Source organism: Streptomyces sp. NPDC054783, assembly GCF_053611725.1.
Genome location: NZ_JBSHAY010000003.1, coordinates 434,362 through 456,401, shown reverse-complemented (window position 1 = coordinate 456,401; position 22,040 = coordinate 434,362). Strand labels below are relative to the sequence as shown.

Annotated in this window: 18 protein-coding genes and 1 tRNA gene; 7 read left to right on the top strand and 12 right to left on the bottom strand. The window is 72.4% G+C overall.

The genetic code is table 11. The annotated features are described in order from the left end of the window. Positions 1 to 152: 152 nt before the first annotated feature. The 8 genes from ACWGJ5_RS08970 to ACWGJ5_RS08935 form a co-directional block, all read right to left on the bottom strand. A complete protein-coding gene (locus tag ACWGJ5_RS08970; RefSeq protein ID WP_453309068.1) occupies positions 153 to 1,829 on the bottom strand; it encodes a long-chain fatty acid--CoA ligase in 1,677 nt (558 codons plus the stop codon). A 115-nt stretch (positions 1,830 to 1,944) separates the two neighbouring features. Beyond that, entirely contained in the window at positions 1,945 to 2,538 is a 594-nt protein-coding gene (locus ACWGJ5_RS08965; protein WP_228624320.1) for a SigE family RNA polymerase sigma factor, read from the bottom strand. A gap of 339 nt (positions 2,539 to 2,877) precedes the next feature. Beyond that, complete coding sequence (locus ACWGJ5_RS08960; RefSeq protein ID WP_453309067.1) at positions 2,878 to 4,044, bottom strand: lipid-transfer protein; 1,167 nt, start codon at positions 4,042 to 4,044, stop codon at positions 2,878 to 2,880. Continuing rightward, on the bottom strand, positions 4,041 to 4,445 hold the full coding sequence (locus tag ACWGJ5_RS08955) for a MaoC family dehydratase (RefSeq protein ID WP_453309176.1): 405 nt from the start codon (positions 4,443 to 4,445) through the stop codon (positions 4,041 to 4,043). Before ACWGJ5_RS08955 ends, ACWGJ5_RS08960 begins: the two co-directional genes overlap by 4 nt. A gap of 27 nt (positions 4,446 to 4,472) precedes the next feature. Then, positions 4,473 to 5,564 (bottom strand): acyl-CoA dehydrogenase family protein, encoded by a 1,092-nt coding sequence (locus ACWGJ5_RS08950; protein WP_453309066.1) that lies wholly within the window; start codon positions 5,562 to 5,564, stop codon positions 4,473 to 4,475. 1 nt (position 5,565) lies between these two features. Next, on the bottom strand, positions 5,566 to 6,501 hold the full coding sequence (locus ACWGJ5_RS08945) for a bifunctional MaoC family dehydratase N-terminal/OB-fold nucleic acid binding domain-containing protein (protein WP_453309065.1): 936 nt from the start codon (positions 6,499 to 6,501) through the stop codon (positions 5,566 to 5,568). Beyond that, the gene (locus ACWGJ5_RS08940; RefSeq protein WP_453309064.1) at positions 6,498 to 7,658 is read right to left on the bottom strand and encodes an acyl-CoA dehydrogenase family protein; all 1,161 of its coding nucleotides are present in this window, start codon (positions 7,656 to 7,658) and stop codon (positions 6,498 to 6,500) included. Before ACWGJ5_RS08940 ends, ACWGJ5_RS08945 begins: the two co-directional genes overlap by 4 nt. 223 nt (positions 7,659 to 7,881) lie before the next feature. After that, positions 7,882 to 8,199, bottom strand: a complete 318-nt coding sequence (locus ACWGJ5_RS08935; RefSeq protein WP_453309063.1) for a hypothetical protein — start codon at positions 8,197 to 8,199, stop codon at positions 7,882 to 7,884. 370 nt (positions 8,200 to 8,569) lie between these two features. On the opposite strand from ACWGJ5_RS08935, the gene ACWGJ5_RS08930 reads away from it, so the two are divergent. Next, a complete protein-coding gene (locus ACWGJ5_RS08930) occupies positions 8,570 to 9,448 on the top strand; it encodes a bifunctional DNA primase/polymerase (protein WP_453309062.1) in 879 nt (292 codons plus the stop codon). A 115-nt stretch (positions 9,449 to 9,563) separates the two neighbouring features. Here the strand turns inward: ACWGJ5_RS08930 and ACWGJ5_RS08925 are convergent. Further along, positions 9,564 to 9,650, bottom strand: a tRNA-Ser gene (locus ACWGJ5_RS08925). 139 nt (positions 9,651 to 9,789) lie between these two features. Next, positions 9,790 to 11,331 carry a trypsin-like peptidase domain-containing protein gene (locus ACWGJ5_RS08920; RefSeq protein WP_453309061.1) on the bottom strand — a complete coding sequence of 514 codons (1,542 nt, stop codon included), beginning with the start codon at positions 11,329 to 11,331 and terminating at the stop codon, positions 9,790 to 9,792. A 259-nt stretch (positions 11,332 to 11,590) separates the two neighbouring features. On the opposite strand from ACWGJ5_RS08920, the gene ACWGJ5_RS08915 reads away from it, so the two are divergent. From ACWGJ5_RS08915 to ACWGJ5_RS08905, 3 genes are all read left to right on the top strand, one after another. Continuing rightward, complete coding sequence (locus ACWGJ5_RS08915; protein ID WP_453309060.1) at positions 11,591 to 12,421, top strand: glycerophosphodiester phosphodiesterase; 831 nt, start codon at positions 11,591 to 11,593, stop codon at positions 12,419 to 12,421. Between the two features lie 184 nt (positions 12,422 to 12,605). Continuing rightward, positions 12,606 to 13,244 carry an ATP-binding protein gene (locus ACWGJ5_RS08910; protein WP_453309059.1) on the top strand — a complete coding sequence of 213 codons (639 nt, stop codon included), beginning with the start codon at positions 12,606 to 12,608 and terminating at the stop codon, positions 13,242 to 13,244. Between the two features lie 929 nt (positions 13,245 to 14,173). Next, complete coding sequence (locus ACWGJ5_RS08905; protein ID WP_453309058.1) at positions 14,174 to 15,139, top strand: DUF5926 family protein; 966 nt, start codon at positions 14,174 to 14,176, stop codon at positions 15,137 to 15,139. A 254-nt stretch (positions 15,140 to 15,393) separates the two neighbouring features. Here ACWGJ5_RS08905 and ACWGJ5_RS08900 read toward each other — a convergent pair whose 3' ends face one another. Then, a complete protein-coding gene (locus ACWGJ5_RS08900; protein WP_453309057.1) occupies positions 15,394 to 16,110 on the bottom strand; it encodes a hypothetical protein in 717 nt (238 codons plus the stop codon). Positions 16,111 to 16,263: 153 nt separating this feature from the next. Continuing rightward, positions 16,264 to 16,929 (bottom strand): bifunctional DNA primase/polymerase, encoded by a 666-nt coding sequence (locus ACWGJ5_RS08895; protein ID WP_453309056.1) that lies wholly within the window; start codon positions 16,927 to 16,929, stop codon positions 16,264 to 16,266. Positions 16,930 to 17,539: 610 nt separating this feature from the next. Here ACWGJ5_RS08895 and ACWGJ5_RS08890 point away from each other — a divergent pair. From ACWGJ5_RS08890 to pdxR, 3 genes are all read left to right on the top strand, one after another. After that, positions 17,540 to 18,937 (top strand): PP2C family protein-serine/threonine phosphatase, encoded by a 1,398-nt coding sequence (locus ACWGJ5_RS08890; protein WP_453309055.1) that lies wholly within the window; start codon positions 17,540 to 17,542, stop codon positions 18,935 to 18,937. 156 nt (positions 18,938 to 19,093) lie between these two features. After that, a complete protein-coding gene (locus ACWGJ5_RS08885) occupies positions 19,094 to 20,578 on the top strand; it encodes an aminopeptidase P family protein (protein ID WP_453309054.1) in 1,485 nt (494 codons plus the stop codon). A gap of 69 nt (positions 20,579 to 20,647) precedes the next feature. After that, positions 20,648 to 22,012 (top strand): MocR-like pyridoxine biosynthesis transcription factor PdxR, encoded by a 1,365-nt coding sequence (gene pdxR, locus ACWGJ5_RS08880; protein WP_453309053.1) that lies wholly within the window; start codon positions 20,648 to 20,650, stop codon positions 22,010 to 22,012. Positions 22,013 to 22,040 lie beyond the last annotated feature (28 nt).

Below are 22,040 nucleotides of genomic sequence, written 5' to 3'. Positions count from 1 at the left end.
CGGCGGAACGGCGCCCGTCGGACCCGCTGGACGGCGGGCCGTACGACCTGGCGCGCCCGGGACGGCCACTCCTTCGGACAGGTGCTCGGCGGCTGACGCCGGGCACACGCGCGCCGGGCAGCAAGCCCCGCTGCCCGGCGCGTTCGGGGGTGTCACAGGCGGGTGACGTCCAGCTCCCCCTCCGCGTACCGCCTGCGCAGCACCTTCTTGTCGAACTTGCCCACGCTCGTCTTCGGCACCGACTCGACGATCGTCCAGCGCTCGGGCAGCTGCCACCTGGCGATGCGGCCCTCCTCGGCGAGGAAGGTACGCAGGGTCTCGAAGTCGGCGGTTGCGCCCTCCTTCAGGACGACCGTGGCCAGCGGGCGCTCGCCCCACTTGTCGTCGGGTACGGCGACCACCGCGGCCTCGGTGACGTCCGGGTGGGACATCAGCGCGTTCTCCAGCTCCACCGAGGAGATCCACTCGCCGCCGGACTTGATGACGTCCTTGGCGCGGTCGGTGAGGGTGAGGTAGCCGTCGGGGGAGATGGTGCCGACGTCACCCGTCTTCAGCCAGCCGTCCGCGCTGAACTTGTCGGCGGGGCGCAGCGGTTCGGCGTCGGGGCCGTTGTAGTAGGCGCCCGCGATCCAGGGGCCGCGCACCTCCAGCTCGCCCGCCGACTCGCCGTCCCAGGGGAGGCGTTCGCCGCCGGGGCCGGTGAGGCGGGCCTCGACGCCGGCCGGGAAGCGGCCCTGGGTGAGGCGGTAGGCGAACTCCTCGTCGGGCCCGGCGGCGTGGGCCGGGGGACGAGCCACCGTGCCCAGCGGCGAGGTCTCCGTCATGCCCCAGGCGTGGCAGACGCGCATGCCGAGCTTGTCGAAGGCCTCCATGAGGGAGGGCGGACAGGCGGAGCCCCCGATGGTGACCTGGGTGAGGGAGGAGACGTCGCGGGGGCGGGCGGTGAGCTCGGCGAGCAGGCCCTGCCAGATGGTCGGGACGGCCGCGGCGTGGGTCGGCCTCTCGCGTTCGATCATCTCGGCGAGCGGCGCCGGCTGGAGGAAGCGGTCCGGCATCAGCAGGTTCACGCCGGTCATGAAGGTGGCGTGCGGCAGACCCCAGGCGTTGACGTGGAACTGGGGCACCACGACCAGCGAGGTGTCCTCATCGGTCAGGCCCATCGACTGGGTCATGTTGACCTGCATGGAGTGCAGGTAGATCGAACGGTGGCTGTACACCACGCCCTTGGGGTCGCCGGTCGTGCCGGAGGTGTAGCACATGGCGGCGGCCTGGCGTTCGTCCAGCTCCGGCCAGTCGAACGTGGTCGGCCGGTCCGCGATCAGCTCCTCGTACTCGTGGATCCGGGCGTGCGCGCCCTGGAGCGGGGAGCGGTCGCCGGGGCCGGAGACGACGATGTGCTCGACCGTCGGCAGCTTGGGCAGCAGCGGGGCGAGCAGCGGGATGAGCGAGCCGTTGACGATGACGACCTTGTCGGCCGCGTGGTTGACGATCCACACCAACTGCTCGGCGGGCAGCCGCAGATTGAGCGTGTGCAGCACCGCGCCCATGGACGGGATCGCGAAGTACGCCTCCACGTGCTCGGCGTTGTTCCACATCAGGGTGGCGACCCGGTCGTCGCCACGGACGCCGAGTTCGTCCCGCAGGGCGTTCGCCAGCTGTACCGCGCGCACTCCGGCCTCGGCGAAACTGCGCCGCTGGGGCTCGGCCTCTCCGGTCCAGGTGATGATCTGGGACCGCCCGTGCACCAGTGTCCCGTGCGTGAGGATTCGGGTGACGGTCAGCGGTACGTCCTGCATGGTGCTCAGCACGGAGTCCTCCCGGGGCGGCATTGCCTACGCGGTGGTAGAGGTTGCGCTGATTCTGCGCACATACCGCGCGGTATGTCACTAGGGGGTGTGTCACTCGGCGAGAAAACCGGGCAGGAAACTCGGGGAACGTCCCGGGCTAGCGCACCAGTCCCAGCTCGGGATCCTCGCGCAGTTTGGCCAGCGCACGCGACACCGCCGACTTCACCGTGCCCACCGACACCCCGAGCACCTCGGCGGTCTGGGCCTCGCTGAGGTCCTCGTAGTAGCGCAGGACGACCATCGCCCGCTGCCGCGCCGGCAGCTTCGTGATCGCCCGCCACATGGCGTCGTGCAGTGCCTGCCGCTCGGCCGGGTCGTCGTCGCCCGGCACGGGCTCCGGCTCGGGCAGCTCGTCGCAGGTGAACTCGTCCACCCTGCGCTTGCGCCACTGCGAGGTCCGGGTGTTCAGCAGCGCGCGGCGCACATAGCCGTCGAGCGCCCGCTGGTCCTCGATCCGCTCCCAGGCCACGTAGGTCTTCGCGAGCGCCGTCTGCAACAGGTCCTCGGCGTCGCAGAGGTTCGCGGTGAGCGAGCGCGCGGTGCGCAGCAGAACCGGCTGACGAGCCCGCACGTACGACGCGAACGTCGGATATGCGGGAGCCTCCCCGCTCGGCCGGTGCCGGGGGTGCGGGAGGCTCTGCCGCCTTGGTGCGGCGGCGGCCGAGGCGCTGGTGCAGACGGGTGTGGTCATGGCTCCACGCTAGGAGCGGACGCCCCGGCGGCGGATCGCCCCCAGGTCCCGAAGCGGCGTCCCCCTCAGGTTGTAGGGGCGGGGTCTACTCCACCTCCTGAAGGTGGACGGCGGGTGCACCCCGTCTGCGGGTACGACCCTGACTCGGCACCGGTCCCACCGGGCACCGCCCGCCCAGCCGCCCCTGACACCCGGGCCGGGGCGGGCGTCCGGTGACTGTCCGGGCGGGCACCAGACCGGCTCTCGCGTCGGCGACTCCGGTACGCCGGCGGCGACCCCGGTACGCCGGTCGGCGACCCCGGCGAAGGTTCCGGCCGTCCGCCGGTCAGCCTTCCGCGGTCAGCCGTCCGCCGTCAGGACCAACCCCGAGGTCGGTACCCCGGTGCCTGCCGTCACCAGGGTCCGGGCCGCGCCCGGTATCTGGTTCACCGCCGTGCCCCGCAGTTGGCGCACCGCCTCCGCCATGCCGTTCATCCCGTGCAGATAGGCCTCCCCGAGCTGGCCCCCGTGGGTGTTGAGCGGCAGCCGCTCCTCGGCCACGAAGTCCGCCGCCTCCCCCTTCCCGCAGAATCCGAACTCCTCCAGCTGCATCAGCACGAACGGTGTGAAGTGGTCGTAGACGATCCCCACGTCGATGTCGGCCGGGCCGAGTCCGGACGAACGCCACAGCCGGCGGGCCACCGCGCCCATCTCCGGCAGGCCGGTCAGATCGTCCCGGTAGAAGCTGGTCATCTGCTCCTGCGCCCGGCCGGCGCCCTGGGCGGCCGCCGCGATCACGGCCGGCGGATGCGGCAGGTCCCGGGCCCGCTCCACCGAGGTGACGACGAGCGCCTGCCCGCCGTCGGTCTCCTGGCAGCAGTCCAGCAGCCGCAGCGGCTCCACGATCCAGCGGGACGCCGCGTGTTCGGCGAGCGTGATCGGGCGGCCGTGGAAGTACGCCGCCGGGTTCGTCGCCGCGTACTTGCGGTCCAGCACGGCCACATGCCCGAACACCTCCGGCGTCAGCCCGTACGCGTGCAGATACCGCTGGGCCGCCATCGCCACCCAGGAGGCCGGCGTGAGCAGCCCGAACGGCAGCACCCAGCCGAGCGCCACGCCCTCCGCCGACGGCTCCCGGTGCTGCACACCGGCACCGAACCTCCGTCCCGAGCGTTCGTTGAAGGCGCGGTAGCAGACCACGACCTCCGCCACGCCCGTCGCCACCGCGAGCGCGGCCTGGAGCACGGTCGCGCAGGCCGCACCGCCGCCGTAGTGCACCCGCGAGAAGAAGGACAGCTCGCCCATCCCGCAGGCCTGGGCCACCGTGATCTCCGGGTTGGTGTCCATCGTGAACGTCACCATCCCGTCCACGTCCGCCGGCGCCAGCCCCGCGTCGTCCAGCGCGGCCCGCACCGCCTCCACGGCCAGCCGCAGCTCGCTGCGCCCGGAGTCCTTGGAGAACTCGGTGGCCCCGATCCCGGCGATCGCGGCGCGTCCGGCCAGGGTGTCGCGCGCCCGGGGACTCATGAGCGGCCCTCCGCGTCCGGGACCGTCACCGTCACCGTCACCGTGCCCGTCACATGTCTGCCGAGGGCGTTGGCGCCGACGACCCGTACGGTGGCGGTGTCGCCGTCGACCGCCTCGATCGTGCCCGCCAACACCATCGTGTCTCCCGGATAGTTGGGCGCCCCGAGCCTGATGGCGACCTTGCGGAGTATCGCCGTCGGGCCGAAGTGGTCCGTGATGTATCTGCCGACCAGGCCGTTCGTCGTCAGGATGTTCATGAAGACGTCCGGGGAGCCCTTCTGCCTGGCCGACTCGGCGTCGTGGTGCACGTCCTGGTAGTCCCGCGACGCGATCGCCCCGGCCACGATCAGCGTCCGCGTGACCGGGATCTCCAGCGGGGGCAGTTCGGCGCCCGCCGTCAGTGCCGTCGTCGGCGCCGTGTTCATGGTTCACTCCCCACTCGCGATCAACTCCCCCAGTTCCTGGAGCACTTCGGATCCGCAGCCCAGATAGGCGTCCAGCTGCCGGCCCCACAGGAAGTGCCGGTGCACCGGATGGTCGAGATCTGCTCCCGCTCCGCCGTGCAGGTGCTGCCCGGTGTGCACCACCCTCTGCCCCGCCTCGGACGCCCACCAGGCGGCGGTCAGCGCGTGGGTGGCGTACGGCAGCCCCTCGTCCCGCCGCCAGGCGGCCTCATAGGCGGTCACCCGTATCGCCTCGGTGTCCATGTGGGCGTCGGCGGCGCGGAGTTGAACGGCCTGCCGGGTGGCGAGCGGGCGCCCGAACTGCTCCCTGTCCGCGACGTGCGCCACGGCCCGGGCCAGGGAGCCCGCGCACACCCCGGCCTGGAGTCCGGCGAAGGCCGTGCGAGCGGTGGCGAGGACGTCGGCGTAGGCGTCCGGGCCGCCCAGCGGTTCGGCCGGTGCCCGGTCGAGGGTGAGCCGGGCCGCCGACCAGGGAGCCGTCAGTTCGACCGGGGTGATGTCCGCGCCCGGGCCGAGCGGGGCCAGCCACAGGCGGCGGTCGGTGTCGGCGACCAGGGCATGGGTGGCGTCCCGGAGCCAGGGCACGACGGGGACGGTGCCGGTCAGCTCTCCCGGCGCCGAGGCGGCGGGTACGGCGCCCTGCACGGCCGAAGCCGCCGAACCCCGTACGGAATCGCCCGGCGCCGAAGCCCGTACGGCGTCCTGCACCGGGAACGCCCCCGTCACCACCACCGACCCGTCCTCCAGGGCGGGGAGGAGACGGTCCCGTTGCTCCGGGCTGCCGTGGGCCGCGACCGCCAGGACGCCGTACGCACAGCTCGCCGCATAGGGCACCTGGGCCGTCGTACGCCCCTGTTCCTCCAGGAGCAGGACCAGGCCGAGCAGGCCCAGGTCCGCCACGGCACCGACCAGGCCGGCCGCGCAGAGCGACTTCCACAGCGCGGGGTCGCTGCCGGTGCCGGCGGCCTTGAGGCGCTCGTGGGTGGCGAGGTCGCCGAAGATCCGCGCGGCCAGGTCACGGGCCTCGGTCTGGGCCTCGGTGGGCGTGAAGTCCATGTCAGGCCCCACCCTCGCCGTGGCCGTCGACGACCCGGAAGACCGGGAGGACCTGCGCGCCCTCCGCGTCCTCGTAGGTGCGGAACTCCACCTGGACTGGCAACCCGATGCGCACCTTGTCGTACGGCACCCCGGTCACGTTGCCCACCATCCGTACGCCCTCGGCGAGTTCGATCAGGCCGACCGCGTAGGGAGGGTCGAATGCCGGGAAGGGCGGGTGGTGCATCACCACGTACGAGTAGACCGTCCCCTCGCCGTTCGACTCGACCGTGTCCCAGTCCAGGCAGCCGCACGCGTTGCAGCCCGGCAGCCAGGGGTGTCGCAGGGTGCCGCAGTCCGTGCAGCGCTGGATGAGGAGTCTGTGCTCGGTCACGCCCTGCCAGAACCCGGCGTTGTCCCGGCCCACCACGGGGCGGGGGCGCGGGGCCGGGGGTTTCCGGCGGGCCGGGGCGTACTTGAGGATGCGGAAGCGGTGCGTGCCCACGAGGTCGCCGTCGACCCGGACGTCCGTGCGGGTCGTGACGAAGTACCCGGTGCCCAGTTTCGTCGTCTTGCGGCCGGAGACCGACTCGATCACCGAGTCGAACGTGACCCGGTCACCCGGGCGCAGGGGCCGCAGATACTCCTGCTCGCAGTCGGTGGCCACCACGGCCGTACAGCCCGAGGCGTCGAGGAGGGACAGCAGCTCGTCGTAGGCACCCGTGCGACCCTGGTGTCCGGACAGGCCGCCCATCGTCCAGGCCTGGAGCATGGCGGGCGGGGCGATCGCGTCCGGGCCGGAGTAGGCCGGGCTGGTGTCGCCCATGGCCTCGCACCAGTGCCGGATCATCGGCGCGTTCACCGGGTCCTTGCCCGCCCCGGCGACGGCGGCCGGTCGTCCCTCGTACGCCTTGAGCCGCGCGCCGAGCGGGTCGGGAACCACCTCGGCCGTACTCATCGGCGCCCCCTCGTCATCCCGAGCCGCATCGTCGCGACGATCTCCCGCTGCACCTCGCTCACCCCGCCCCCGAACGTGTTGATCTGCGCCGCCCTGTTCAGCCGCTCCAGCTCGCCGTCCCCGAACGCACCCGGCGAACCGGAGCGGACCAGGCCCGCCGCCCCGGCGATCTCCTGACACATGCGATACGTCGCGACAGTCGATTCAGTTCCCGCGAACTTCACCCCGCTCGCGTCCCCGGGGGCCACTCGCCCCGCCCCCGCATCCGCCACCAAACGCCAGTTGAGCAGGCGCGATGCCGCCAGCCGGGCATGCGCTTCGGCCGCCCGAAAACGCACCCACGGCTCGTCAATCCGGCGCCTGCCAGTCACCGGATCGGGTGTACGGGCGGCGGTGAGCGCGGCGGCCAGGAAGTCCTCCGCCTGCATGCCGAGCGCGGCGAGCGCGACCCGCTCGTGGTTGAGCTGGCCGGTGATCAGCGACCAGCCCTCGTTCTCGGCGCCGACCAGGCTGTCGCCCGGGACGCGGACGCCGTCGTAGTACGTGGCCGTCGTCGTCTGCCCGCCCACCGTCTCGATCGGCGTCCAGGAGAACCCCGGCGCGTCGGTCGGGACGATGAGGACGGAGATGCCGCGGTGCCTGGGCGCCTCCGGGTCGGTGCGGCAGGCGAGCCAGATCCAGTCGGCGTGCTGGGCGCCCGAGGTGAAGACCTTCTGCCCGTCGATCCGCCAGCCCTCGCCCTCGCGCACGGCACGCGTGCGCAGGGAGGCCAGGTCGGTGCCGGCGGACGGCTCGGTGTAGCCGATCGCGAAGACGGCCTCCCCGCTGAGGATGCGGGGCAGGAAGTAGGCCTTCTGCCGCTCGCTGCCGTACTTCATGAGGGTGGGGCCCACGGTGTTGAGCGTGACCATGGAGACCGGGGCGCCGGCCCGGTACGCCTCGTCGAAGAAGACGAACTGCTCGTCCGCGCCGCGGCCCTGGCCGCCGTACTCGACCGGCCAGCCGAGGCCCAGCCGGCCGTCGGCGCCGATGCGGCGCAACAGGGCGCGGTCGTCGGCCGGTTCGCGGTGTGCGCGGGGGTCCGGGAGCACGGTGCGGAAATAGGCGCGGAGTTCGGCGCGCAGACGCTGCTGCCGCTCGGTGGGGGCGAGGTGCACGGCTGGCCCTCCCGGCCTCGCGTACCTGACGGGACGGTTCCTGACTGTCCGTCAGATACGGTCGGGTGTCAAGGTCGTCGCGGTCGTCGCACCCCCGGAACCGAACGGCACAGGGCGCCGGAAAACGCCTGCGCGGCGGCACCGGAGTACCGCCGCGCAGACGTGTTACGACCCCTGAGCACACCCCACGAGGGCCCTCACCGGGAGGGACCTCGCCCGAGGGTCACCACAGGTCGGTGAAGTGGATGGCCACGTCCTCGTTGCCCTGCTGGACGGCCGTCCAGGCAGAGCCGTTGACCTGGGCGGTGTTGCTCCGGGTCGAGGCACCGTTGCCGACCGCGCTCTGCTGCGTGGTCGACGAGTTGCCGTTGTTGTCGTGGCCGACTCCGCTGCCGATGATGCCCGCCACACCGGTGTTGGCGCTCGATCCGTTGTCCGCGAGCGCACCGTTGTCTGCGGCCGCGACGCCACCGAAGAGGGCGGCTGCGAGCGGGAGCGCGGCGACGGCGGCGAGAACGCGGGCGGTACGGATGCTTGCCATGTTGTTCCTCCAGAACCGAGAACTGGGCGGCCCTAGGGCCGGAAGTGCGTGAAGTTCGGCTTGCGTCAGGGCAGTTGGCCTACCGCTCTGACGGTGGTGGACGACGTCGCGAGATCAGAGTTGCCCACCGAATCCCCGGCGAACCACCCCAGAAGACCCGATTCGCACGCAAGCGTGATGACAAGTGGATAAACCCTCTGACTCCATCCTTCGTGACGTAACCCGCAAGGCAGGACCAGCCGGCGTTTTCACACACTAAGCGACACAAGGGATGAATCGTTCCGTCACACATCCGGCCAATCTCCCCGTCCCCGGCGCGCCACGACCGCCCCCCCTTCCCTTTTTCGAACGTACGTACGAACATGGAGGCATGGCCTACACCGACCGGCAGGCCACGACGCTGGCCCTCGCACACGCCCTGTCAGCCGCCGAACGCGGCCTGTCCGTCATCCCTCTGTCCCGGACGAAGCTCCCGGCCCTGCGCTCCCCCCACCGCGACGATCCAGACCCGGCCGGACCCCGCTGCCACGGCGAGTGCGGCCGCTTCGGCCACGGCGTGTACGACGCCTCGACCGACCCCGTCCGCATCCGCGAGCTGTTCGCCGCGGCGCCCTGGGCCACCGGCTACGGCATCGCCTGCGGGCTGCCGCCGTACCAGCTGATCGGCGTCGACCTGGACACCAAGTCCGGCACGAACTCCTCGACCGCGCTGCGCGAACTGGCCCTGCGCCATCTGTTCACCATTCCGGAGACGATCGTCGTGCGCACCCCGAGCGGCGGGCGCCACTTGTGGCTCACCGGCCCGCCGGACGTCGTCGTACCGAACTCCGCCGGGCGCCTCGCCCCCGGCATCGACATCCGAGGCGCCGGTGGCTACCTGGTGGGCCCCGGCTCCCGCACCGACCACGGCCTGTACACGACCGCTCCCGGCACCGCGCACCTGACCCCCGCCCCCTGCCCGCCGTCCCTGCTGCGCCTGCTGGTGCCGCCACCCCGCCCCCCGCATCCGCACCCGAACCCTCCGGACCCCGGCGACCACGGCCGCGGCCTGGTCCAGTTCGTCCTCTCCGCGCACGAGGGCCAGCGCAACACCCGCCTCTTCTGGGCAGCCTGCCGCGCCTACGAGAACGGCATCGGCCCCGCCCTGGCCGATCCTCTGACCGAGGCCGCCCTGGGCACCGGCCTGTCCGAACGCGAGGCCCGCGCGACGATCGCCTCGGCGGCACGGATGACGGGCCACCGGCCGTGACGACCGTGGCGGGCTCCATGACGACGGTGGCGGGCTGAATACGGAAGGGGTGCCTCTCTGCGAGAGGCACCCCTTCCGACTGCACCGGCTATGACCGTACCGGCTATGACCTGTGCGGAGGCGGTGGGATTTGAACCCACGGTGACATCGCTGCCACGACGGTTTTCAAGACCGTTCCCTTCGGCCGCTCGGGCACGCCTCCCCGCGCTGCCGGAGTCCGGCGGCGCGGGTACACATTACCGGCCCGGGCAAGACCGTGGTGGGCCGGTTGTGCCGCGCGACAGAAGCTGCCTCACAGAAGCTCCTCGGTGGGCCAGCCCACGCGCGCGTGCCCCTCAGGGTCAGTTGTCGCCGGCCCTGGAGCCCAGAGTCAGGTCGACCGTGTGCTCCTGGCCGCCGCGCTTGTAGGTGATCGTGACCTTGTCGCCGGGCTTGTGGGTCCAGATCTCGCCGATCAGGGTCGGGCCGCTGTCGATCACCATGTCGTCCAGCTTGATGATGACGTCACCCGACTTGAGACCCGCCTTGTCGGCCGGACCGCCCGACTCGACCGCGGCGGAGCCGGCCGCGCCCTGGTCGGTGATCTTCGCGCCGGCAGTGGATTCCTCCAACGAGACGGAGGCGCCGATCTTGGCGTACACCGGCTTGCCGGTCCTGATCAGCTGCTGGGCGACGTACTTTGCCTGGTTGACCGGGATGGCGAAGCCCAGGCCGATCGAGCCGGACTGGCCGGAGCCGAAGCCGCCGCTGCTGCTCGACTGGATCGCCGAGTTGATGCCGATGACCGCGCCGGAGGCGTCCAGCAGGGGGCCGCCGGAGTTGCCCGGGTTGATCGAGGCGTCGGTCTGCAGGGCGCTCATGTACGACGCCTTGCTGGTGGAGCTGCCGTCGCTGGATGCCACCGGGCGGTTCTTGGCACTGATGATGCCGGTCGTCACCGTGTTGGACAGGCCGAAGGGGGCGCCGATGGCGATCGTCTCGTCGCCGACGGCCACCCTGTCGGAGTCACCGAGGGGGAGGGGGTTGAGGTCGGACGGGGGGTTCTTGAGCTTGATGACCGCCACGTCGTAGCCCTGGGCGTGGCCGACGACCTCGGCGTCGTACTTCCTGCCGTTCGGGAACGTGGCGGTCAGCTTGCCGCCGTCCAGCGAGTCCGCCACCACGTGGTTGTTGGTGACGATGTGACCCTGCTTGTCGAAGACGAACCCGGTGCCCGTGCCGCCCTCGCCGTTGGTGCTCTCGGCCTCGATGGTGACCGTGCTGGGCAGCGCCCTGGCGGCCACGTTGGCGATCGTGCCGGGCGCACGCTTGACCTGCGCGGCGCTGCTGTCGGACGCGGAGACGGTGGTGGAACCGCTGTTGTCGTTGTTCTTGGCCAGGGTGTAGCCGAGGCCGCCGCCCAGGCCACCCGCGACCAGCGCGGCCACCAGGACCGCGGCGACGAGCCCGCCGCGTCCGTTGCGCGGCTTGGGGGCGGGCTGCTGGTAAGACGCTCCCCAGCCGCCGGGGCCGCCCGGACCAGCCGCACCACCGGCACCGAAGCCGCCGGCGGCACCGCCGTCGCCGTGGAACGCGCCGTCACCGAGGGGCGCGCCCTCGCCGTACGGCGGGTTGGCCGGGGGCGGAGGCGGCCAGGAGCCGTCGGGGGCCGGACCCGGGGCGGAGGGGCCGGACGCGTGCGGGGCGGCGGCGTACGGGGTGGCGGGCCGGCCCGGCTGGGTTCCGGGCGCGGCCGGGGCGTCCTGGGGGACGGGCGGGAGGGTGGCCGTCGGCTCGTTGCCCTCAGGGGAAGTGCCCTGCGGGGAAGCGGCTGGAGAGGCCACCGGCACGGGAGGTGCGGACGGGGCCTGGGGTACCTCGTTGCCCTCGTTCTCGGTGCTCACAGCTCTTCTCCTCGGTCCACGGCTGTTGTTCTCGGTCGCACTCGGTCACGCTCGGCAGCTGTGCATGTGCTGTGGTCAGTCTTCACTGTGCCGTTTGTATGCAGTCAGCTTTTCCCACGAGCCGTCAGAGCACCATAAGCGGTGGCTGTGGGTCCAGGACCAGTCCTTACATTGGGCCTTACTGGCAAAAGTTACATAAATGGGCACCGGGTGCGCCCCGGCCGCCCCGCACACCCCCGGACGGTGGCACCATGACGCGGTGACCCACGCACTACAGCGCTCCGTCCAGGTCGTCGCCCACCGAGGGGCCTCCGAAGACGCGCCCGAGCACACCCTGGCCGCCTACAAGAAGGCGATCGAGGACGGCGCCGACGCCCTCGAGTGCGACGTACGACTGACCGCCGACGGCCATCTGGTCTGCGTCCACGACCGGCGCGTGAACCGTACCTCCAACGGCCGCGGTGCCGTCTCCGCGCTGGAGCTGGCCGATCTCGCCGCGCTCGACTTCGGCTCCTGGAAGACGCGCGACAGCTGGCGCGGACGGGACGAGGAGCCCGACTGGGAGCACCGGCCGGAGGACCGCGAGGAGACCTCCGTGCTCACTCTGGAGCGGCTGCTGGAGCTGGTCTCGGACGCCGGGCGGCGGGTGGAGCTCGCCATCGAGACCAAGCACCCCACGCGCTGGGCCGGCCAGGTCGAGGAGCGGTTGCTGACGCTGCTGAAGCGGTTCGGCCTGGACGCGCCGGCCTCGGCGGCCGAGTCCCAGGTCCGGGTCATGAGCTTCTCGGCGCGTTCGCTGCACCGCGTGCGTGCCGCCGCGCCGACGCTGCCGACGGTCTACCTCGTGCAGTTCCTCACGCCTCGGCTGCGGGACGGACGGCTGCCCGCGGGCGTGCGGATCGCGGGGCCCTCCATCCGCATCGTGCGCAACAATCCCGCCTATGTGGAGCGGCTGCAAGGCGCCGGTCACCGGGTGCACGTGTGGACCGTGGACGAGCCCGAGGACGTCGATCTCTGCGTGGAGCTGGGCATCGACGCCATCATCACCAACCGGCCGCACGCGGTCCTGCGTCAGCTGGGGCGCGCGTGACTTCAAAAGGCCGGTAAGGAGCCCTGTCCGCCCCCTTGACCCCGCCTGCGACTGCCGGAATCCTCCACTCTCGGCCACACCACTGAAATCCAGCCGCTGAAGTCCAGCCATACGAATGACCCGAGGAAAGGTCTTCGTCACAGGGAGTGCTCCGGCGCGTTCGCTCCGTGCAGGGTCGTTGCGAATGCGTCACCGGAAGAGGATTGGCCGGTTTCCGGTACAGGCCAATGGGGCATCCACACCGTGGCGTGGGGCAAAGGAGGTCTCGGGGGTGGCGTTGGTGGTGGCACAGGAGGTGCCCACGTCGTCGAGCATGGCCGTACCCCATGGCCCTGCGGGCGTGGGGAAGGCGAGGCACCGGATGCGTTCGCAGTTGCGCAGCGGGGGCGTGTCCGAATCGGTCGTCGACGATGCCGTACTGATCCTTTCCGAACTGTTGAGCAATGCCTGCAAACACGGGCGGCCCCTGGGCGACGCGCTGGCGGGCGACGGCGACGTGCGCGCCGCGTGGCAGGTCGACGCGCGGGGCCGGCTCATCGTCGAGGTGACGGACGGCGGCGGTCCGACCCGCCCGGTGCCGGCCACCCCGTCGGTGACCGCGCACGGCGGCCGCGGGCTGAACATCATCACGGCGCTCGCCGACGACTGGGGCGTCCGCGACGACGTCCACGGCGAGGTGACGGTCTGGGTGGTGGTCCACGAGGACGTCCACGATCCCGATGCCGGGTGCGGCCCGGACGGTTTCGCTACGCGCGTCACGTCCCCCGCACTCCCGCCCCTCCCCGGCCTGGACTTCGCGGACGCGTTCGACGACCTGGACTGAGGGGCACGGTCGAGGAACCGGACCGGCCGACACGGTCGAGAGCCCGGACCGACGAACACCGTCGACGGCTTGGGCCGAGGGGCACGCTCGAGAGAACCGGACCGACGATGCGGGCCGTAGCCGAGGAACTGAGCCACGCGGCCAGAACCCCCCGGCTCGGCGGACGCGGTCGAGGACCTGGACCTGCGGCTGGAGCCCGAGGACCTGAACCGGCGGACGGGGCAGGAGGGGCAACACCGACGCACACGGTCGAGGAGCTGGGCCGACGCCGGACGCAGTCCAGGGCCTGAGCCACGCCGTGGAGAACTCCGGGTCGGTGGAAGCGGTCGAGGTCCTCGGCCTGCGGCTGGAGCCCGAGGACCCCATCGACTGGCGGAGACCGGGAGCCGGGCCCGGCGGGCGGAGCCCGAGGGCCCGCACCGACGGACGGAGACCGGGAGCCGCACCGCCAGACGAGGGCTCATCCACTCAGCCGACGGACAAAGACCAGGACCGGCGCGCGAGGGCTGCACCGGCCAGTCGTGCACTGCACCGAAGCCGGGGACATCTGGACCGCGGTCAGCAGCCGGCCCGGCGCGCGGAACCCGAGGACCGCACCGGCGGACGGCACCCGAAGACCCACACCCGCAGACCAAGACCCAGCCCCACACCCGACGAGCAAGGGCCGACGCCGGCGCGCGAGGGCTGCACCGGCCGGGCGTGCACTGCACCGAACGTCGTGGACTGAACCGCCGTCAAGAGCCGCCCCGGCGGTCGAGCACCGCCGTCGGCAGGAGCATGACCGAGCCGCAGGGCACCCCGAAGTTGTCCACAGGTTCACACCGTTGGCGTCGTGCGGGCGTGCGTTGTCCACAGGTCCCAGCCGGTCATGGCCTGAACGGCTAGGCTCGCGCCCGTACGAGAAGAGCCGTAACCGGGAGACACCCACGATGGCCAAGAAGCGACCCCAGACGAAGGCCGAGCGGCCGCAGCTCAGCGATGCGGAGGTCCCGGTTGTCGGCGCCCGCGAGCCCTGCCCCTGCGGCAGCGGCCGGCGCTACAAGGCGTGTCACGGCCGGGCCGCGGCACACGCCGTGACGGAGCTGGTGCACCGCCCGTTCGAGGGGCTGCCCGGCGAGTGCGACTGGGTGGCGCTGCGCGAACTGGTGCCGGCCGCGACGGTCGAGCTGACCCTCAAGGACGGCCTGCCCGAGGGCGTCCCGTCGGTCACGCTGGCCACGGTGCTGCCGATGGCCTGGCCCGCGCTGCGCCGCGAAGACGGCTCGGTCCTGCTCGGCCTGCAGAACGACACGGCGTCCGGTGACCTCAGCCGCGACCTCGCCGACACCCTCCAGCGCGCCCTCCAGGCCGAGCCCGGCACCCCGGTGCAGGGCCGCCGCGCCCCGGCCGGCGGTCCGCGGCTGCAGGACGTGCTCGACCTCCAGGCGCCGTTCGAGCCGGTCGTGCAGAGCGGCTTCGAGTTCTGGGTGCCGGACGCGGAGAACGCCACGCCCGAGGTGACCGCCTCCCTGGAGCGGGCCAACGCCGCCGCCATCCCGACGGCGAGGCTGAGCGGTGTGGACGCCGCGTACTGGTGCGAGACCCCGGAGAAGAACCATCTGCGCTGGGTGATGCCGCATCCGGAGGAGCAGCTTCTGGACGCTCTCGCGCGGCTGCACGTGGCGGGCCGTTCCCGTCTGGGCGAGGGCACCCGGCTCGTGGGCTCCTTCCGTGCTCACGGCCTCACCGTGCCGGTCTGGGACCTGCCGAGCGGGGTCACGGCGGACGACGTGGAGAAGCCGGCCACCGAGTTCGCCGAGCGCCTCGCCGCCGCCCTGGCCGTCACCGAGCCGCTGACCGTGGATGAGCGCCGGGCGCGTGGCGGACTGACCAACCGGCAGGTCACGCTCAGCTGACGCCGCCGCGCGCGTCTGACTACTGAACGGTCGGTAAGGCGCGCGCACGGCCGGCGAAACAGGTGACTCCTGTCACAACTCCCCCTGGTGACAGGGAAATCGGTGGCCGAATGCCCCAGCCGGAATTTGCGAACCGCCGATCTCTTGTTACCGTTCCAGTAGCCCGGTTGCTGGTGCATCCCCCGTCGCCAGCAACCGGGTCTTTCCATGCCCGCGTACGACGTGGACAGCACGTCGCGGAACGTCAACCACCGTTAACTCTTGTTATCAATACGTGAGTTGCCGTCGGTGTGCGGAGAGTCGCTGCCCGAGCGCAGCAGCAGCCTGCCGTGGGCCCCGCGCGTGGCGAACTCGGTGACGGCCGTGTAGGCGTCCATGCCGCCCCGGCTGCGTTCACGGGGCGTCTCGCAGGTGGCGGGCTCGTCGTCGCCGCCTGTGACACAGTGGATCTCCAGGCTGTGGCCGCCCGGACCCATGAGGCTGAGCACGGCGTCCAGCGACTTGCCGGTGGAGTTGCGGTAGTAGGTGCGGGCCCAGGTGTCGGTGTCCTGCGACAGGACACAGGTCTGCGCCTCGATGCCGTCGGGGGAGGTGAGCTGGGGGCCGCACCGCATGGCGGTGCCCAGGCCCAGTTCGAGCAGCCGGGGGGACCGGTCGAGCGAGGGCAGCTTGGCGTCCTCCGGCCCGGAGCCCCCGTCGCCCCGCCCGGAGCCCGGCTCGCTCCCGGCGGCCTGGTCGCTCTCGGAGGCGCGCCCCGAGGTGTTCTCGAAGGCGCGCCCCGAAGCGCCCTCACGCCCAGCGGCCCGTACGGCGTCCCGCGCCTTCCCGGTCCCCGCGTGCCCGCCCGCCCCGCCCACCTGCCCGGCGGACGCCACGGCGAGCGGCAGCGCGACCGCGGCCGTCACGGCACCCAGGAGCGCGAGCAGCCGCAGCTTCCGGGAGTCCGGCAGGTTCGCCGCGGTCGGTCCCACCCTCGGCGACCGCACCGCACCCCGCACCGATCGGCGGCCGTGCCGCCCGGATGGCCCCCCGGAGAACCGGCGGCCATGTCCCCCAGACATTCGCAGCATGTGCGGAAGATAACGAGCCGACGCGGCTCGCGGCCCCGCCCACGCCCGACACCACTACAACTCGGGCGCGCTCACACCCGTACGAGTGAGGGCGTCGACCACGGCGTCCACCACGGCCTCCACGTCGGGCACCCAGGGCGAGGACGAACCGGGCAGCGGAGCGCGCTCCCAGCGGACGGTGCCCTGGCCGGTCTCGGTCGGGGGCAGGGCGAGGTAGCCGCCCTCGCCGTGGAAGCGCAGGGAGCCTGGGACGAAGTCCTTGGCGTAGAGCAGTTCGCCCAGTTGCTCCATGGAGTACGGCTTCACCAGCAGGGCCCAGCGGGTCGGCGAGGCGATCACCGGGCCGAGGCGCATGCCCCGCCGGTCGAGCAGGGCGAGGGCGCGGGAGGCGGCGAGCGCCGGCAGGCTGACCGCGCAGGGCGCCTTGCCCCCGGTGGCCAGGATGACCGGCGCGCTCGGCCGGTTGGCCCACCACCAGCGCACCATGCGGGCGTCGGTCGTGGCGGCGAGCAGACCGGGGTCGAAGGGGTGCGCACCGGGCACCGTGCACTCCTGGTCGGGGCAGCCGCAGCGGGCCCGGCCGTGCGGGTCCGGGGCCACGCCCGGGAGTACGGGCCACTGCCATTCGGTCGCGAAGGTCAGGGCCGCGCTGATCAGCTCAGGCCTCCCGTCGTTCCGCCTGGACAGGAGCCTGCGTCGCCTTCCGAGGATCTCGCGCATGAGCGCTCGTTCCTTTCCGTTGCACCGCTGGCAACACCGTGGTCCACATCACACCATGTGTCGATCACTTCACTGTGCGTACCTGTTGGCGCATCACACCCCTGCGTACGGCAGGGGGAACCCCAAGGGGTCGAGCATGGGCCGCGTCCGCGTCCATAGTGCGTCTTTCAAAGGCACGGTCGCGGCGCGGGGGTGGCGAAGTATGGCGTTTTGCCGTCGCGCGTGTTTCTCTCCGCCTCCGCCAGGGAGGATGGGGCTCGGCCGTCGGTGGCTATGACGCCCGGGTCCGTCGCCAGGTTCCGGGTGGTCCCCAACCACCCCTGGCCTTCACCGAGTACGTACCCATCACGACCGCTGTGACGCTGCGTGGAGCAAGGCCAGTCGACCGCAATGGACCGATACCTGGTGCAGTTTTCAGCCAACTTGGCAGTAAGGCAAGGGGTTCGAGGGAAACCTCGTCCGACTCATGGACACCAGGAATCCCCGCAGGACAATGCTGGACATCCCCTCACGAGTGCGTGTACATGTGGAGACACTGCTAGCGGCGCAGAATGACATGGGGGTTTGCGATGCTTTTCAGCAATACGCACCGGTCTGAGGGCCGGACGCCATGAACGCCCCGCACCCTCCGAAAGTGGCTGGAATCGATCCAGCGGTTCCGGCGCCCGCACACACTGCGCCCACTCACCCCGTCGTCGGCGCCGGCCCCTCCCCGGACACCGCTCCCGTCCCCGCCCCGAACACCCCCGCGCCCGGCGCCCTCCTCCAGGACCGGCTGGCCGGGTGGGTCTCGGACCTCACGACCCTCCACGAACTCACCGAGCGCCTGTCCCGCACGAACGCACTGGAACCGGCCCTCCACGAACTCCTGCGCGCCGGAGCCGCCCTCGTCGGCGCCCGCCGCGGCCTGGTCGCCCTGGAACCCGGCGACGGACTCGGCCCCCGCACCACCCTCGGCCTCGGATTCGGCCGGGCCGACCTCGGCCACATCGAGACCGTCCCGCCCGGCGCGCTGCCGTACGACACCGGCACGGCCACCGAGATCGTCCACCCCGACCTGCTCGCCGAGGAGGGCCTCGACCCCCGGCACCGGGAGGTGGCCGCCCGCCTCGGCTACGCCGCCAGCTACGCCCTGCCCCTCGCCACCGACTCCGCCGGCCGCCTCGGCGCCGCCGTCTGGCTCTACGACGAGCCGGCCGAACCCCACGAGCGCCGGCGCCACCTCGCCGGCCTCTACGTCCGGTTCGCCACCGAGCACCTCGCCCGCCTGCTGGAGGTGGAACGCACCCGCGCGCGCGTGGCGACCATCACCGAGGAACTGCTGCCCACCCGGCTGCCCCGCGTGCCCGGCGTCCAGCTCGCCGCCCGGCACCGCACCGGCCCGCGCGGCGGCGGCGACTGGTACGACGCGCTGCCGCTGCCGGACGCCGCGCTCGGCCTGTCGGTCGGCTCGGTCACCGGCTCCGGTCCGAGCGCCGTGGCCGCGATGGGCCGACTGCGCGCCAGCTTGCGCGCGTACGCCGTGATGGAGGGCGAGGACCCGGTCGCCGTCCTGTCCGACCTGGAACTGCTGCTGCGGCTGACCGAACCCGCCCGCTCGGCCACCGCGCTGTTCGCCTACTGCGAGCCCGCCCTGCGCAAGATCACCCTGGCCGGCGCCGGACACAGCCCGCCGCTGCTGATCGGCGAGCGGCGCACCGAGTTCGCCGAGACCTCCGTCTCCGCGCCGCTCGGCATGCTCGCCTGCTGGGAGGCGCCGAGCGTCGAGTTCCAGGCCGAGGCCGGGGAGACGGTCCTGCTCTACACCGACGGGCTGCTGCACCGTACCGGCGACCCGACGGACCGCGCCTTCGCCCGCCTGCACACGGCCGCCGCGAGCATCCCGCGCGCGCTGCGCCACGACCCCGGCGCCGTCGCCGACCACGTCCTGCGCACCGTCCTGCCGGAGGGTCTGGACGAGGCCGACAGCGAGGAGGACGTGGTGCTGCTGGCGGCCCGCTTCGACTGAGCCGGCGCCCCGGGGGCTGGCATGAGCGGGCATAACAGGTCATCCGACCCCGGTCCGCCCACGGTACGACCGTACGATGATGGAGGCCCCCGCTCGGCCACAAGCAGGAGCGCGCGGGTCCCGGGGGAGATCACATGGCGTATCGAGGAGGATCACGTGTCCGACGAGCTCAACCCGGCTGTGCCCGACTCTGCTACCGCAGAGGGCCCGGAGACCGAATCCGAGGAGCCCATCAAGCAGCGGAAGAACGGCCTGTACCCGGGCGTCTCCGACGAACTGGCCGAGAACATGAAGTCCGGCTGGGCCGACACGGAGCTGCGTGATCTGCAGGCGGTCCCGCAGGCCGCCGAGACCGCCCGCCGCCGCGCCGCGCTGTCCGCACGTTTCCCGGGCGAGCGCCTGGTGATCCCGGCGGGCAACCTGAAGACCCGCTCGAACGACACCGAGTACTCCTTCCGCTCGTCCGTCGAGTACGCGTACCTCACCGGCAACCAGACCGAAGACGGCGTCCTGGTCCTGGAGCCGCAGGGCGACGGCCACGAGGCGACGATCTACCTCCTGCCCCGCTCCGACCGCGAGAACGGCGAGTTCTGGCTCTCCGGCCAGGGCGAGCTGTGGGTCGGCCGCCGCCATTCCCTCGCCGAGTCCGAGGCGCTGTACGGCATCCCGGCCGCCGACGTGCGCGAGCTGGCCGACAAGCTGCGCGAGGCCACCGGCCCGGTACGCGTCGTGCGCGGCTACGACGCGGGCATCGAGGCCGCGCTGACCGACAAGGTCACCGCCGAGCGCGACGAGGAGCTGCGCGTCTTCCTCTCCGAGGCCCGGCTGGTCAAGGACGAGTTCGAGATCGGCGAGCTGCAGAAGGCCGTCGACTCCACCGTCCGCGGCTTCGAGGACGTCGTGAAGGTCCTCGACAAGGCCGAGGCCACCTCCGAGCGCTACATCGAGGGCACGTTCTTCCTCCGCGCGCGCGTGGAGGGCAACGACGTCGGCTACGGCTCCATCTGCGCGTCCGGTCCGCACGCCTGCACCCTGCACTGGGTCCGCAACGACGGCCCGGTCCGCTCCGGCGACCTGCTCCTGCTGGACGCGGGCGTGGAGACCCACACCCTCTACACCGCCGACGTCACGCGCACGCTGCCGGTCAACGGCACGTACAGCGAGATCCAGAGGAAGATCTACGACGCCGTGTACGAGGCCCAGGAGGCCGGTGTCGCGGCAGTGAAGCCGGGCGCCAAGTACCGCGACTTCCACGACGCCGCCCAGCGCGTGCTCGCCGAGAGGCTCGTCGAGTGGGGCCTGGTCGAGGGCCCGGTGGAGCGCGTCCTGGAGCTGGGCCTGCAGCGCCGCTGGACCCTGCACGGCACCGGCCACATGCTCGGCATGGACGTCCACGACTGCGCCGCCGCGCGGACCGAGACGTACGTGGAGGGTGTCCTGGAGCCCGGCATGGTGCTGACGGTCGAGCCGGGGCTGTACTTCCAGGCCGACGACCTGACCGTGCCGGAGGAGTACCGGGGCATCGGCGTCCGGATCGAGGACGACATCCTCGTCACCGAGGACGGCAACAGGAACCTCTCGGCGGGCCTGCCGCGCCGTTCCGACGAGGTCGAGGCGTGGATGGCCGCGCTGAAGGGCTGATCTGGGTTTCAATGGCCGGGTACCGGGAAGGTGCCCGGCCATTTTCGCGTGCCTGGGGGGAAGGTTCTCGTGAACGACTTCTGGTCCGGTGTCGGTGTCGATCTGCATCTGGAGCCGGATTCGGCGGACGGGCGCCGCATCGGCCTGGAGCGGGCCCTGAGGGACGCCGTACGGGACGGGCGGCTCGTGCCCGGGACCCGGCTGCCGGCCACCCGGCGGCTCGCCACCGAGCTCGGCATCTCGCGCGGCACCGCCAAGGCCGCCTACGACCAGCTCGTCGCCGAGGGATACCTGACGGCGCGCCAGGGCTCGGGCACCCGGGTCGCCGAGCTGCCGCCCGTCGCCTCGGCGGAGCCCGGCACGGCGGCACGCACGCATGCCCCGCGTTTCGATCTGCGCCCCGGCAGCCCGGACGTCGGCGCGTTCCCGGCGGCGGCCTGGCTACGCGCGCTGCGCCGGGCCATAGCGACGGCACCCTCACTGGCGTACGACTACGGCGACCCGCGCGGCCGGATCGAGCTGCGCACGGCGCTCTCCGGCTATCTGGGCCGGGCGCGCGGAGTGCTCGCGCCGCCGGAGCGGATCGTCGTCACGTCCGGATACGTCCAGGGCCTCGCGCTGCTCACGCGCGTGCTGGACGGCGCCGCCGTCGCCATGGAGGACCCGGGACTGCCGTTCCACCGGGAGGTCGTGCGGCGCAATGGCGGAACGATCCTGCCGGCGCCCGTCGACGCGCGCGGGGTGCGCCCCGAGGAGCTCGGCGAGGCGGCCGCCGTGGTGGTCACGCCGGCGCACCAGTACCCGACCGGGGTGACCCTGCACCCGGAGCGTCGGCGGGCGCTCGCCGACTGGGCACGCGCGCGTGGCGGGCTGATCATCGAGGACGACTACGACGGCGAGTTCCGCTACGACCGCCAGCCCGTGGGCGCGTTGCAGGGCATGGCACCCGGCCAGGTGGTGTATCTCGGCACCGCCTCCAAGACGCTCGGCCCCGCACTCCGGCTCGGCTGGATGGTGCTGCCGCCGCACCTGGTCGACGCCGTCGCCGACGCCAAGCTGCACAGCGACCACCACACCGAGACCATCGGACAGCTGGCCCTCGCCGAGCTGATCGACAGCCACGCGTACGACCGGCACGTGCGCGCGTGCCGACTGCGCTACCGGCGCCGCCGGGACGAGTTGCTGCACCGGCTGGGCGCGGGCCGGGGCGTGCGCGGGATCGCGGCGGGGCTGCACGCGCTGATCGACGTGCCCGACGAGGCGGAGGTGCTGGGCCGCGCGGAGGCGGAGGGCCTCGCCCTGGGTGCCCTCGGCGACCACTGGCACGCCCCTGGCGAGCACCGCCCGCAGGGCCTGGTCGTCGGCTACGGCACGCCCCGCGAGCGGGCGTATCCGGAGGCGCTGGAGGTGCTGGCGAAGGTGCTGGACGCCTGAGCGGGGCTCACGAGGCGCCGTGCGCCGG

What these genes read in the sequence shown, in the direction of transcription:
- ACWGJ5_RS08950 (WP_453309066.1), bottom strand. Translation starts at nt 5,564, where the DNA reads ATGGACTTCACGCCCACCGAGGCCCAGACCGAGGCCCGTGACCTGGCC.
- ACWGJ5_RS08910 (WP_453309059.1), top strand. Translation starts at nt 12,606, where the DNA reads ATGCGTCACCGGAAGAGGATTGGCCGGTTTCCGGTACAGGCCAATGGG.
- ACWGJ5_RS08945 (WP_453309065.1), bottom strand. Translation starts at nt 6,501, where the DNA reads ATGAGTACGGCCGAGGTGGTTCCCGACCCGCTCGGCGCGCGGCTCAAG.
- ACWGJ5_RS08970 (WP_453309068.1), bottom strand. Translation starts at nt 1,829, where the DNA reads ATGCCGCCCCGGGAGGACTCCGTGCTGAGCACCATGCAGGACGTACCG.
- ACWGJ5_RS08960 (WP_453309067.1), bottom strand. Translation starts at nt 4,044, where the DNA reads ATGAGTCCCCGGGCGCGCGACACCCTGGCCGGACGCGCCGCGATCGCC.
- ACWGJ5_RS08965 (WP_228624320.1), bottom strand. Translation starts at nt 2,538, where the DNA reads ATGACCACACCCGTCTGCACCAGCGCCTCGGCCGCCGCCGCACCAAGG.
- ACWGJ5_RS08930 (WP_453309062.1), top strand. Translation starts at nt 8,570, where the DNA reads ATGGCCTACACCGACCGGCAGGCCACGACGCTGGCCCTCGCACACGCC.
- ACWGJ5_RS08935 (WP_453309063.1), bottom strand. Translation starts at nt 8,199, where the DNA reads ATGGCAAGCATCCGTACCGCCCGCGTTCTCGCCGCCGTCGCCGCGCTC.
- ACWGJ5_RS08895 (WP_453309056.1), bottom strand. Translation starts at nt 16,929, where the DNA reads ATGCGCGAGATCCTCGGAAGGCGACGCAGGCTCCTGTCCAGGCGGAAC.
- ACWGJ5_RS08890 (WP_453309055.1), top strand. Translation starts at nt 17,540, where the DNA reads ATGAACGCCCCGCACCCTCCGAAAGTGGCTGGAATCGATCCAGCGGTT.
- ACWGJ5_RS08905 (WP_453309058.1), top strand. Translation starts at nt 14,174, where the DNA reads ATGGCCAAGAAGCGACCCCAGACGAAGGCCGAGCGGCCGCAGCTCAGC.